Here is a 12,635-nt window from a genome sequence, read left to right as displayed (position 1 = left end):
TGCCATCTTTTTTAGACATATCTACAACAGTTGAATTATAACCGAGACTGCCGCAGTTAAATCCTGCTGTTGAATCTGTATAGCCCTTAATACATAAAACTATCGTCCGAACTCTGTCTCTATATCTATTATACAACTTTAAATCATAACTGGCAAAACGAATTAAGTCAGAAACAGAAATTTCTGCTTCTTCCTCTAGATGAAGGATTGACCCGTCTTTCAGCATAAAGTTTAAATCCAGTAATTCTAAATTTGTCTCAATCTTCGCAAATTCAGTTTCCAGATAAGAAGCAATTCCAGGCAGCTCCACCTCTAAAAAATCAGCAATATCGTTCTTAAAAAGATTGAAAGAGTCTTTAAAAACAAAATCATAGTTATGAGCCGTTACATCAAACTGCTGCATTAAATTTCTTCCTCTTCTAATATTTATACTATATAAAGTATATCATAGAATAAATTGGAAATAAAGTAAAATTATTATTTTGGTGATAAATAAAAAAGGAGAGCTAAAAGCCCTCCAACATTAAACTAAGCAATGCTTAGTCTCTATATTTATTTAATCTACTATTACGTTCATAAAAAGGGGATTTAAAATTATCATCTGTGATAGCTAAGTTATAATATTTCTCGCCAAACAAAAATTCACCTCGTATTTGGAGTTGTAGATGATAAAATAAGACAATACATCTACAATATTTACAATAATAAATAATATATGTATTATTTAGAAATAATTACATTTCACCCTTAAAATATTTTCCATTTGATGATAAAATATTCATATCATTAATAGAGGCTGATCATCGTTTCAAAATAAAAAGAAAGGAGATATTTTTTTAAAATAAATTGTGAAAATATTCTTAATAAAAAGAAAGGATGATTTGATGTCTTATAATAAGATACAGGATAATTTTTGGATTGACGAAAAAGTAAGAGGCTGGGATTTTAAAACACGGATGACTGCACTTTACCTCCTAAACAATCAGCACAGGTTTTCTGAAGGTCTTTATCACCTTCCCCTAAGCTATATTGTAGAGGATACTAAATTAACGAAAAAAGAAATAGATAAAGCACTTAAAAAGCTCTGCTCTGATAACTTTATTAAGTATGACAGAGTAAATTCTATTGTTTTGATCATTAATGCTTTAAAATATCAACCGTTACAAAATATTAATCACTGTAAAGCAGCATTAAAAAAATTAGAACAGCTGCCTAAATCGCCTTTATTAAAAGAATTAATTGAAAAAGCTAAACTATATAATCCCAAGTTCTATCAGCTCTTAAAGAAAAAAAGTCAGAACATAAAATTTCTCCAAATAGCTTTTCAAGAAATTTCAAATAATGACCTTAATTTAACTCAAACTAAGGGCCTTAGTTTAGATCTAAATAAGGGGCTCAAAAGAGAGCAAAAAGATTCTCAAGCTCAAACTCCAACTCCAGTTCCAATTCTAACTCAAACTCTAGATAAAAAGGCAGAAATAATTTTTAAAGATAATCAAAACCCAGAATTAAAAAAATTAGAAAAGATGACCTGCTATTTAATCGAGTTAATAGAAAATAATAATCCAAGAGCACCTCTACCAGCTAAAGATCCAGCAGACTCTCGTTTTAAAAAATGGCTCAAAGAACTGGAAAAACTTCATCGCCTGGGTCCTGTAGGAGCAAATGCAAATGAAAAAAAAGGTTACAGCTTCCAAGAAATCGAAGCTATTATCAACTTCAGTCAGCAGGATCAGTTCTGGAAAAATAATATCTTAAGTGCCCGTGCTTTAAGAAAACAAATAATTAAATTGGAAAACAAAATGAAAAGTTCTAAATACTCTCAATCTAATCAAAAAACTGATATGTTAAAAAACCTATATTTAGCTGCTAAAGAGGAGGAAGATAACAATGGAAAAAACTGAAACTATTAAAATTCTTAGTTACTTAAACAGCTGCTATACTAACCGCTTTAAGTTCCCGAAGGTTAATGATGAAAATGCTAATAAGATGATGATTGAAGTCTGGTATGATTTCTTAAAATACTACGAATACCCGCTGATCACAGCAGCTCTCAAAAAATTAATTATCAATCATCCTAAATGGCCTCCTACACCTGGTGAAATAGTTAAAGAAGCAGCTAATCTAAAAAAGCCTGGATCTGCTAAAATTACAGGAGGTGAAGCCTGGTATCTGGCAACAAAAGCTGTTCATCAATACGGTTATTATAATTCTCAAAAAGGAATGGATTCTCTACCCGATTCAGTCAGAGAGGCGGTTCGCAACTTTGGCGGCTTTGCAGCCCTCTGCCACAGTAAAGATGATAGCTTTACCAAAAATCAGTTTATAAAAATCTACCAGGAAGTTTATCTTAAAAATGAAGATACAGCCTATTTACCACCAGCATTTAAAGAAAAACTGCTGCTAATCTCAGAAAATGATGAGGTGTAAAAAATGTCTAAAAAAATATATACAGAAGCCCAATTATATGACCTGCTCTGGAATAAGGCTGAAGAAATAGAAAGGATTCCGGGAGCAAGAGATCTTAATAGTGATCCTAATCTACCAAATTACCAGGTCTTTATTGACTGTTTTGGTGAATTTAGAAAATCAGAAAAGTTAAAAGTGTTGGTTATGGTTTTTCAAGAACTGAATAGAAGAAATACCTGTTTCTGTAATGACAGCTGTGATTGTGATCCAGGTGAATGTGATAAAAATGTTGTAGATTGCAAAGCAAAATTAGATAAAATTGATGTTATTACTTATTTTGGACTCTTTGATACAATAACTTTTTGATCACTCCTGCAGCCTCTTTTATAAGGGGCTGCCTCTTTTAATTAGATATTTTTCTTCTTTTTGATTCTCTTGAGCTCAGCAGATTCGATATTGCTGAGTAAAATTAGAGTATCAATAGATTCTTTAAGCCCTCTAATCAAAGTTTCAAAGCGCAGCAGTAGATAAATAGATAAAACCATTGGAAAACCATAAGAACTGATTAATGTAAATAACTGCTCCATAATTCATTACCCCTTTCTGAACTTATGTTTACTTTAATTTTATCATTTAAGTTGAGAAAGAGGAAGGATGGTTTGTAAAATTTAATAGATTTTTCTTTAAGTTTTGATCTATCAGCAGCCCCTATCTAATTTCTACTTTAGATCTGCTTCTGCTGAATTTAATATTACTTATCCCTTTATTCTTTTAATTTATTACCCAAATTTTCTTCTATAAAATCATCGTCAACATATTTAAAAGATTGAGGGGCAGTAAAATTATTTATACTGTCTTTTGAAATCGCTTTGTTATAAAGATTTAATTTATCAATCTTCATTTTAATACATTTGTTCTCTTATTTCAACTCTATTGTCATAGAAAATTAATAATTTAAAAGTAAAAAAATCACTAAGTACAGACCTGATATAATTTTTTTAGCAGGGCGACAACCCTGCGGTTTCTCCCCACAAAGCTCCCGCCTTAAAATTTATGAAAGTATCTCCACAATATCTAAAAAAATAACTACTGTATCATCTACAGCAGCACCCAAATTAATTTATTCAAATATTTATTACTCTTTTGTGTAATAATCATAAGTTTGTTTTAAACCAGATTTCAGGTCAAACTGAGGCCCCCAGCCCAGAATTTTTTTAGCCTTAGTATTATCTAAAGCTGAATGCCTTATATCTCCTGGTTTTGCCTCTTTATAGCTTGCTTCAAGCTGATAGGCTGGATATTCATTTAAATCTTCTACAAGCTGATTTACACTGTTTTGAACCGCTGTGCTGATATTTAAGAGCTGATTGTCAGCTTTATCTAAGGCTAAGTAATTAGCTTTAACCAGATCGTAGACATGGATAAAATCCCGGCTCTGTTTACCATCACCAAAGATTACTGGATCTTCTTCTGCTAAGAGCTTATCTAAAAAGATAGAAACTACTCCACCTTCTCCTTTGGGATCCTGTCTTGGTCCATAGGCGTTGGCATAGCGCAAGATAGTATATTTTAAATCATATAATTCAGCATACATCTTGAGATAATGCTCGACTGTATGTTTTGTTATTCCGTAAGGTGACATTGCTTTAACTGGATGTTCTTCAGCAATTGGTAAATGCTCCGGCTCTCCATAGACTGCTGCCGAAGAAGCATATATTATTTTTGCTGCTCCGTACTCTCTACACATTTCTAAAAGATTGATAGTTCCTAAAATATTATTTTCTGCATCAAAGATAGGATCTGCAATTGACTGCTGCACATCTATCTGAGCTGCATGATGAATAACATGGCTGATCTTATTTTCTTGAAATACTTTTTCTAAGTTCTGGTCTCTAATATCAAGCTGATAGAATTTAGCCTTTTTGTTGATGTTTTCTTTTTTGCCTGAGCTTAAATTATCTACTATTATTACTTCTTTCCCCTGTTCAATTAGATAATCAGCTATATTGGAGCCGATAAAACCGGCTCCACCTGTGATTAATATCTGCATTGATTTAACACATCCTAAGATTTAATTTTAATCTAAAAAAGCCGCAATAGGGTAGTATACTCTTACTTCAGCTTATAATAAATCTCATCCAGTTTCTCTACAGTTTCCTTAAGCTCATCCTTATAATCCCGGAGTACATAATCTAAATTATCAAGCTCAGAATTATAGACATCAAAGACCTTCTCTAAAAGTTTTAAAATATCATTTAAGCGGTCTTCAATCTGCTCATCAGCTTTTAGCTGATATTCTATTTCTTCTATTTCTGTAAAATAAAGAGGCAGCCTTCTGCTTAATATCTCTTCTAAGTCCGCTATTTCCTCTTTAACGACAGTTAATTCTCCATTGGCTAATTTATACTGCAGCTTATCTCTAATCTGATAGAGGCTCAGCTGAACGTCTTTTAAGAGTTTTACATTTACCAGATTATTTTTCCTTTGCGCACTATTTTTTAATTCTCTAAAATAGAATAAAAGAGCAAAGAAAACTAAGATAATAATCATAAAAGACTGAGTTGTAGCAATTTTAGTTAATAAAAAGGCAGTTAAACCAAAGCTGAAGCTGATTAAATAGAGTATCTGCCGGCTCTGTTCCTCATTTAAACCGCTGTCTAAGAGTATGTGGTGTAGGAGCCTTGAACGAAGCTGAGTAAGATCAAAGTCCTTTTTAAAGATCAGCTGATAAAAAACAATTAAACCATTAATAATTGGAATCCCCAGCAGCATTGCCGGTAAGACTAAGGAAATAAAGGTTATACTTTTAACAGCACCGATGATAGAGATCAGTCCCAGCACTGCTCCCACAAACATACTGCCTGAATTACCGAGCTCCCAGTTTTGATGATTGCGGGCTAAGTATTTAATGATAATTAAACCCAGCAGTAATAAAGCTGCTGAAACTACTGTCAGGTAGCGGCCTAAATCCCAGGCAATAATTAAAATAAATAAGGATGAAATAATAGCAATACCTGAGGCTAAACCTTTTAAGGCATCAAGTAAGTTTAATAAATTGATCATTAAAACAAACCAGACTAAGGTTACTGGAAAACTTAATTCTTCAAAGTAGATAAAACCTTCAAAGGGATTGGTTATATAATTAACTCTGATCCCAAAATAGACGAGATAAGCTACTGCTAAGACCTGCAGCAGTAGCTTTGTTTTAAAGCTTAGATCTTTATAATCATCTAAGAGCCCCACAAGATAAATTAAAGTTAAGGCTGATAAAAGATGAAAACTGGCTACCTTCTCGACTCCTAAGACTAAAAAGCCAGCAGTAAAAATTAAAAAAACTAGTGCTCCACCCAGAGGTATCTTATTTCTTTTAGCTGAATTCTGCATAAAAACCACCTTATTTTGATTTAAATAATTTTTCTAGAAAAGTTTCTGCTTTGTCATCTGCTTTTTGGTGTTCATATATATCTTCTCGCTTTAGGACCTTAATTCCTGTTTTTATTATTATTTTTATGTCCAGCCAGAGGCTCTGGTTTTCTACATAGGATTGATCTAAGTCTATTTTATCTTTAAAAGTACAGTGATCTCTGCCGTTTATCTGGGCAAAACCAGTTACTCCCGGTTTAGCCTGATAGACTCCTTTGTTTTTTCTGGCCTGGTGAAATTCTTTTTCTGCCAGAATTAAAGGTCTTGGGCCCACAAAGCTCATTTCTCCTTTGATGATGTTAAAAAGCTGTGGCAGTTCATCTAAGCTGGTGACCCTTAAAAAGTTACCAAAGCTTGTTATGTAATCTTCTCTATTATCTAAATCACGGCTTGCTTTATTTTTTGGTGTGTGGTGATACATTGTTCTGAATTTATAGATTATAAAGTCTCTGCCGTACTGACCTGTTCTTTTTTGTTTGAAGATTGCTGGCCCGTGTGATTCTATTCTAACAATTAAAGCAATTATTATCAATAAAGGAGATAAAATGATGATTAGTAATAGTGAAAGTATTATGTCAAATATTCTTTTGGTCATTTTATCATCCTTTCTTTAAAAGAGGAGTTTATTTAAATAATTACTTTGTTATGTCTAAGTTATTTAAGGCTTATTAGTTCCTGGTATAACCTATCAGTTTCTTCCACCATATTTTCTACAGTCCAGCTATCATTAACCTTCTTTTGAGATTTTTTACCCATCTCTTTTCTCAATTTTTCATCTTCAATTAAAAGTTTTAACTTTTCTACCATTGCTGAAGTATCTTTCATGGGAACTATATATCCATTTTCCCCTTGATCTACAATTTCCCAGGCTCCATCTACATCAAAGGTAACAATTGGTTTTGCAGTTGCTGCTGCCTGAACTAAGACCCTTGGTAGACCTTCCCAGAGTGAGGTTAAGATTTTTATATCAAAGATTGAAAAAACATCAGCTATATCTGTTCTATAACCGGTAAATATTATATTATTTTGAAGCTTTAAATTTTTAACTTTTTCTTTTAATTTGTCGAATTGAGAGCCATTACCTACTATTAAAAATTTAACTTCTGGATGATCTGCTATTATCTTCTCTGCTACTTCTATATAATATTTATAGCCTTTGCGGGGTTCAAGTTTTGAAACCATACCGACTACAAGATCATCTTCAGCTATTCCTAAATCTTTTTTTAATTTATTAATTTTATCCTGATGATTATTGCTGGCATCCATGAAATCAGAGAGTTCCATTCCGCTTCTAATGGTTAAGTAATCTTCTGCCTTACCTACATTAGCTTTAATATATTTCTGCTTCATATCTTCACCAACAGTTATAAATTTATCGGTAAATAAGCCACAGAATCTTTCTATATTTTTAAAGAATTCTCTTTTATGAATAGGTATCTGATCGGGAAAGGTAATTCCATGGACTCCGTGAATAATATTTTCTACTCCAGCCATTTTTGCAGCTAATCTACCTAAGACTCCTGCTTTGGCAATATGGGTATGAACAATCTGATAGTTATTATCCTTGATGATTTTATAAATCTCCATTAATGCTTTAAAATCTTTGACAGCATCAATTTCTCGAATTAAACTCTCAACCTGATAAACATTAATGTGATTTTCTATAGATATCCTTTTTAATATTTCTGATTCTGTTTCTTTACCTGTTAATAAATCAATCTGATATTTATCTTTATCTAAACCATTGATCGTAAATAAGGTGTTTTCATCTGCACCTCCATTTACTACTCTGGTTATAATATGTAAGACTTTTGTTTTTTCCATCTGCATTACTCCTCGTTAAATCATATCTGAATTATGAAAATTATTTATATAATTCTTTTAAGAATTCAACTTCTCTTGCCAGTCCTTCTTCAAACTCAACCTCAGGTTCATAGCCGAGCAATTCTTTAGCTTTCGATGTATCCGCTGAGGTATGTTTTACATCACCTTTAACAACCTTTTGATACTCTCTATTGGCTTCTTTACCTATCAATTCTTCCATTAAATTAATGGCATCATTTAAGACTACTCTTTTACCATCTCCACCAATATTAAAGATTTCTCCTTCAAAATCACTTTCTGCAGCCAAGATATTGGCTTTAACTATATCATCTACATGGGTAAAGTTGCGAGATTGTTTACCATCACCAAAGATAGTTAATTTTTGATCTTCTAGGATAGCTTTTATAAAGATATGGAAAGCCATATCCGGTCTCTGTCTTTCTCCAAAGACTGTAAAGTATCTTAAGGATACTGTTGGTACATTAAAATTCTTATGATATAAATATGCTAAATTTTCTCCTGCTAATTTAGATACTCCATAGGGAGAAACTGGCTGCAATTTATTAGTCTCCTGCATTGGTAATTGATCTGTATCACCATATACTGATGAGGAAGAAGCATAGACAAACTTTTTAATATTACTTTCTTTTGCTGCTTCTAATAACTTTTGCGTTCCTTTGACATTATTATGGGTATAAATCTCAAAGTCTTCTCCCCAGCTGGATCTTACACCTGCCTGTGCTGCCTGATGAAATATATAGTCTACATCTTTTAGTACTTCTTTTAAATCAAGTTCATTTATATTTTCTTCAATTAAAGTAAAGTTTTGATGGTCAATAAATGAATTTATGTTGTTTTCTTTTAAAGAACGATCGTAGTAATCTATAAAACAATCAACACCTATTACCTGGTGTCCTTCTTGAAGTAATTCTTCTGTTAATGTTGAACCAATAAAACCTGCTGTACCTGTTACTAATGATTTCATGTTCTCATTCACCCAGCACCTTAGTCATCAACTATTGATATCACATTAAAATATGGACTGATTAAAATAAATATCAAGATCATAAAAGTCATTTTATGCCTGATAGCTGTACCAAAATTTGCAGTAACCACTGCATAGCCCAAAACTCCAATAGCTAAAAATATTAATAATAATAGAATTCTTTTATTATAAATCTTATCACTTATAACAAAATTTCTTAAAGTATATAAAATAATACCTATCAACATAGTTGATTCTAAAAAAGCAAATATGATAAATATATTTGAACTTATATCCCAGATGAAGGGTGCAAATAAAAAGTAAAGACTTCTTATAGGTAGATATATTATCATATCAAATATATTATTATAACTAATCCAATCTAAATAAGCTGCTCCACCCGAAGTTCTATATTCCATTTCTCTGGCAATATAATCAAAACTTAAAAGCGGAAAGATATTAGCTTCAAGTAAATATAGTACTCCAAAAAAACTAAAAGCTAGTCCTAAAATGGAAATAATTTTATAAATCAATGCACTGTTTTTTACTTTTTTCCAGATAAAATAAACTATAAAAATAAAAATGAAAAGAGGTAAGTTCTGTTTTCTAAGATAAAATATAAAAATAAAATCTAAAAGAAAAATCAATTTATTTAAAATTATATGTTCTTTAAATTTAAAAAATTGTTTAATTAAATTAAGTGTTAAAAATATTATTAAAGCATCTCTCATGTTGATGGAAGTAAATATAATAAAACTAGGCCAAAAAACTGAAAGAAAGGCCGCTTTCAAAGCCATTTCTTTATTGAAATCTGTATATATAGAAATATCATAAACTTCTCTGGCTATTAATACCCCAAGCAAGGCATTAATTATTCTGATATTTATTTCATAGGAACCAAAAATAGTATATATAAAAGATACAAATAGAGAATAACTTTTAACAGATGTACTTTCAGATATATTATAAAATAAATTTCTGAAATTATATAAATTATTTTTAATTAACAAAGCAGTACTCTGAAACTGACCTGTATCCCAGCCATAGGGTAATAACTCAAATGAATAATCTAATATAATAAAAATCATTCTTAATGTAAATGCTATAATAATAAATAAATATAATTTATTTTTTGTTTTTGAATATTTATAAACAAAAAAAATATATATTAATATCATTAATATTATTCCATTGATATATTCTAATTGGAATAATGTTATCCCTATCAAAATTGTTGCTAATAAAATTAGTAAATATTTTAGGTTTTTTTTCATTTATTAATAATGCTCCCATTTTTATCAATATATTTAAAACATTTCTTAAATTTACCTTATAATGGTTGATTTAAATTTTTAAGAAAATATCTTTTTTATCTTATCCGCGCTATTGAAATTTACAAATATTCATGAAGCCATTTTTCGAAAACAAACAAAGACCATAATTCTCGAGAACGATTTACTTTATTTGTAAAATGATCATTTAAAATATTTTCTATATAATCATAATTAAATAATTTTTCTGATCTTATTTGTTCTTCATTCAGTTCATTTAACAAATTAGATTTAAGTTCATTTTTAAACCATTTGTCAATAGGAACTCTAAACCCATGTTTCTTAGCGTTAAATAGTTTATCAGGAATTAAATCACTAAAAGTATCTTTTAGTATTATTTTTTTATTTTTAGTATTTATTTTATATTTAGCTGGTATTTGAGCTGAAAGTTCAATTACATCTTTATGAAGCATTGGCACTCTCGTTTCCAAAGAATTAAGCATGCTAGTCCTATCAACTTTATGAAGCATATCACCTTCTAAAACAACTTTTAAATCTGTATATAAAGTTTTATGTAATTCATTTTTCATATCAACTTCATCATAATAATCCTCTATAAAATCTAAACTATCTTCTTGAATATATTGCTTTTGAAATAATTGTTTTATTTCTTCATTTCCAAAACCCAAACACATTAAAGACTTGCGTTGATCAAAAACATTTTTATTAGAATTATTAATAACCTTTCTAATCTTTCTAGTAAAACTAGTTGTGTCAGGCAATTTATAAATGATTTTTTCAATGATATTTTCTCTTAACCATTTGGGTACTTTATTATACAAATTAGAATAATAATTGATTAAATATTTATCATATCCTCCAAATAATTCATCCCCCGAATCTCCTGTTAAAACCGTTTTAACATGACCACTTGCAAAATTAGATACCATATATGTCGGTAAATATGATGGATCTGCAAAAGGTTCATCAATATTCTTTAATATTTTATCTAAATGTTTCAAGATATCTTGATGCTCCAGATACTTAATATGATGATTGGTATCATGAAATTCTGCTGCTATCTTCGCCCTTCCACTTTCATCAAATTGTTTATCTCTAAACCCTATAGTAAAAGTATCAATCTTTTTATTAGATAATTGAGAAGCAATTCCTGTAATAATTGTTGAATCAATACCGCCACTTAAGAACGTTCCTATTGGTACATCTGCAACCATCGCTTCTTCAACAGCCTTAAACATTGTCTCTCGAAGCTTATTTTTACAATCATTATAATCTCTAATTAAAGATTCTTCATTATATTGAACATTCCAATATTGTTTTTGCTCTATTTCTTCATTTTTATTAATTTCAATATAGTGACCTGGTTTTAATTTATAAACATTATTGAAAATAGTAAGAGGAGCAGGTATATAAGTCAATCTAAAATATTGATTTAAGGCTTGTATATTAATTTCTTTCTTTAAAAGGTTTGTAGATAAAATACTTTTTAATTCAGAAGCAAAAATAAAAAAATCATTGTTTTTATGATAATATAATGGTTTTTCACCAGCTCTATCCCGAGCTATTATCAATCTATCACTTTTTAAATTATATATAGAAAATACAAACATACCATTCAATTTGTTAAAACTATTTTCTTTATATTCTTCATAACAATGTAAAACTACTTCTGTATCACTATCTGTATAAAAAGTATGCCCTTTATTTAATAAATCTTTTTTTAAAGATTTGTAATTATATATTTCTCCATTAAAAACAATTACTAATGTTTTATCTTCATTAAAAATTGGTTGAGAGCCTGTATCCAAATCAATTATAGATAAACGCCTCATTCCAAGCCCTATATTATTATTTATAAAAGCCCCATCCTCATCAGGCATCAGGCCCTCTGTGAATTATTTTTTTGTTCATTTCTGAAATGATATTTTCTATTTTATTTTTATTAAATCTATTTTTAAATTGATAAAAACCATTTATACCACACATGTAACAATCTCTACCTTTCTTATCCCCGATATATAAACTTTCAATTAAAATCTAGGTATTATTACTTTTTTAGAAGTAATCTTTTATAAGTAGTTACCAGTGAATCTACCATTTTGTCCAAATCATAATTATCTGCTCTTTTTACACATTTTTTTACTATTTTATTATAATAGTTATCATCTTTAATTAATTTATTTATTATATCAGCAAGTTCTTTTTCATTCCCTTGCTCAAATACTAAACCAGCGCCTTCAACAACCTCCCGCAAACCACTAACATCACTCGCAATAACGGGTTTGCCTGCTGCCATTCCTTCAACTGCAGCCAATCCAAATCCTTCCCAAAAAGAAGATAAAACTACAATATCAGATGTTTTCAAAATTCTTTCTATATCATTTCTGAATCCTAGAAAGTGAACCCTATCTTTTAAGCCTAGATTATTAACATATTCTTTATGTTCATCTAGAAATTTACCCTCACCTACCAAAAGCAAATGAACATTTTTGTTAACTTTATTTATTGCTTTAATCAAAGTTTTTTGATCTTTTTGTTCAGAAAAACGCCCTACCATAGTTACAAAAATATTGTCATCATTACATTTAGATACCAATTTTTCTTTAGAATATGGTTTTGCAATATTAAATTTTTTAGTATCAATTCCATTTTCTATTACTGTAAATTTTTCATTTTTTTTCAATTTCAACCATTCAATAAGA

At 29.9% G+C, this 12,635-nt stretch carries 13 protein-coding genes and 1 pseudogene; 3 read left to right on the top strand and 11 right to left on the bottom strand.

Annotated features, from left to right (window positions below):
* Positions 1–403: pseudogene (locus tag CI949_RS10620) on the bottom strand (hypothetical protein); the annotation flags it as partial.
* Positions 404–884: 481 nt separating this feature from the next.
* Here CI949_RS10620 and CI949_RS10615 point away from each other — a divergent pair.
* The 3 genes from CI949_RS10615 to CI949_RS10605 are packed head-to-tail and all read left to right on the top strand — an operon-like array spanning position 885 to position 2,775.
* Positions 885–1,904 carry a hypothetical protein gene (locus CI949_RS10615; RefSeq protein WP_134059387.1) on the top strand — a complete coding sequence of 340 codons (1,020 nt, stop codon included), beginning with the start codon at positions 885–887 and terminating at the stop codon, positions 1,902–1,904.
* The gene (locus CI949_RS10610) at positions 1,891–2,430 is read left to right on the top strand and encodes a replicative helicase loader/inhibitor (protein WP_134059389.1); all 540 of its coding nucleotides are present in this window, start codon (positions 1,891–1,893) and stop codon (positions 2,428–2,430) included. Before CI949_RS10615 ends, CI949_RS10610 begins: the two co-directional genes overlap by 14 nt.
* 3 nt (positions 2,431–2,433) lie before the next feature.
* Positions 2,434–2,775 (top strand): hypothetical protein, encoded by a 342-nt coding sequence (locus CI949_RS10605; protein ID WP_110301234.1) that lies wholly within the window; start codon positions 2,434–2,436, stop codon positions 2,773–2,775.
* Positions 2,776–2,816: 41 nt separating this feature from the next.
* On the opposite strand, the gene CI949_RS10600 is transcribed toward CI949_RS10605, so the two are convergent.
* From CI949_RS10600 to CI949_RS10555, 10 genes are all read right to left on the bottom strand, one after another.
* On the bottom strand, positions 2,817–2,996 hold the full coding sequence (locus tag CI949_RS10600) for a YvrJ family protein (RefSeq protein WP_089723294.1): 180 nt from the start codon (positions 2,994–2,996) through the stop codon (positions 2,817–2,819).
* Positions 2,997–3,172: 176 nt separating this feature from the next.
* Positions 3,173–3,310, bottom strand: a complete 138-nt coding sequence (locus CI949_RS10595) for a hypothetical protein (protein WP_166667697.1) — start codon at positions 3,308–3,310, stop codon at positions 3,173–3,175.
* A 234-nt stretch (positions 3,311–3,544) separates the two neighbouring features.
* Positions 3,545–4,459 carry an NAD-dependent epimerase/dehydratase family protein gene (locus CI949_RS10590; protein ID WP_290766167.1) on the bottom strand — a complete coding sequence of 305 codons (915 nt, stop codon included), beginning with the start codon at positions 4,457–4,459 and terminating at the stop codon, positions 3,545–3,547.
* A 62-nt stretch (positions 4,460–4,521) separates the two neighbouring features.
* Positions 4,522–5,793, bottom strand: a complete 1,272-nt coding sequence (locus CI949_RS10585; RefSeq protein ID WP_290766164.1) for an MraY family glycosyltransferase — start codon at positions 5,791–5,793, stop codon at positions 4,522–4,524.
* 10 nt (positions 5,794–5,803) lie between these two features.
* Positions 5,804–6,427 (bottom strand): sugar transferase, encoded by a 624-nt coding sequence (locus tag CI949_RS10580; RefSeq protein WP_290766161.1) that lies wholly within the window; start codon positions 6,425–6,427, stop codon positions 5,804–5,806.
* Positions 6,428–6,486: 59 nt separating this feature from the next.
* Entirely contained in the window at positions 6,487–7,656 is a 1,170-nt protein-coding gene (locus tag CI949_RS10575; protein WP_290766158.1) for a glycosyltransferase family 4 protein, read from the bottom strand.
* Between the two features lie 40 nt (positions 7,657–7,696).
* Positions 7,697–8,641, bottom strand: coding sequence for an NAD-dependent epimerase/dehydratase family protein (locus CI949_RS10570; RefSeq protein ID WP_290766155.1), 945 nt, complete (start codon positions 8,639–8,641; stop codon positions 7,697–7,699).
* A gap of 20 nt (positions 8,642–8,661) precedes the next feature.
* A complete protein-coding gene (locus CI949_RS10565; protein ID WP_290766152.1) occupies positions 8,662–9,915 on the bottom strand; it encodes a hypothetical protein in 1,254 nt (417 codons plus the stop codon).
* 119 nt (positions 9,916–10,034) lie between these two features.
* Entirely contained in the window at positions 10,035–11,813 is a 1,779-nt protein-coding gene (gene asnB, locus CI949_RS10560) for an asparagine synthase (glutamine-hydrolyzing) (protein ID WP_290766149.1), read from the bottom strand.
* A gap of 167 nt (positions 11,814–11,980) precedes the next feature.
* A partial coding sequence (locus tag CI949_RS10555) for a glycosyltransferase family 4 protein (RefSeq protein WP_290766146.1) occupies positions 11,981–12,635 on the bottom strand: 655 nt, incomplete at its 5' end.

Source organism: Halanaerobium sp., from assembly GCF_003070835.1.
The sequence above is the reverse complement of the archived record's forward strand: the minus strand, read 5'-3'. Positions and strand labels throughout refer to the sequence as shown.

Excerpts from the sequence above, each read along its gene's own strand:
- CI949_RS10585 (WP_290766164.1), bottom strand. The coding sequence starts at position 5,793 with ATGCAGAATTCAGCTAAAAGAAATAAGATACCTCTGGGTGGAGCACTA.
- CI949_RS10605 (WP_110301234.1), top strand. The coding sequence starts at position 2,434 with ATGTCTAAAAAAATATATACAGAAGCCCAATTATATGACCTGCTCTGG.
- CI949_RS10600 (WP_089723294.1), bottom strand. The coding sequence starts at position 2,996 with ATGGAGCAGTTATTTACATTAATCAGTTCTTATGGTTTTCCAATGGTT.
- CI949_RS10570 (WP_290766155.1), bottom strand. The coding sequence starts at position 8,641 with ATGAAATCATTAGTAACAGGTACAGCAGGTTTTATTGGTTCAACATTA.
- CI949_RS10595 (WP_166667697.1), bottom strand. The coding sequence starts at position 3,310 with ATGAAGATTGATAAATTAAATCTTTATAACAAAGCGATTTCAAAAGAC.
- CI949_RS10575 (WP_290766158.1), bottom strand. The coding sequence starts at position 7,656 with ATGGAAAAAACAAAAGTCTTACATATTATAACCAGAGTAGTAAATGGA.
- asnB (WP_290766149.1), bottom strand. The coding sequence starts at position 11,813 with ATGCCTGATGAGGATGGGGCTTTTATAAATAATAATATAGGGCTTGGA.
- CI949_RS10590 (WP_290766167.1), bottom strand. The coding sequence starts at position 4,459 with ATGCAGATATTAATCACAGGTGGAGCCGGTTTTATCGGCTCCAATATA.
- CI949_RS10610 (WP_134059389.1), top strand. The coding sequence starts at position 1,891 with ATGGAAAAAACTGAAACTATTAAAATTCTTAGTTACTTAAACAGCTGC.
- CI949_RS10580 (WP_290766161.1), bottom strand. The coding sequence starts at position 6,427 with ATGACCAAAAGAATATTTGACATAATACTTTCACTATTACTAATCATC.
- CI949_RS10565 (WP_290766152.1), bottom strand. The coding sequence starts at position 9,915 with ATGAAAAAAAACCTAAAATATTTACTAATTTTATTAGCAACAATTTTG.
- CI949_RS10615 (WP_134059387.1), top strand. The coding sequence starts at position 885 with ATGTCTTATAATAAGATACAGGATAATTTTTGGATTGACGAAAAAGTA.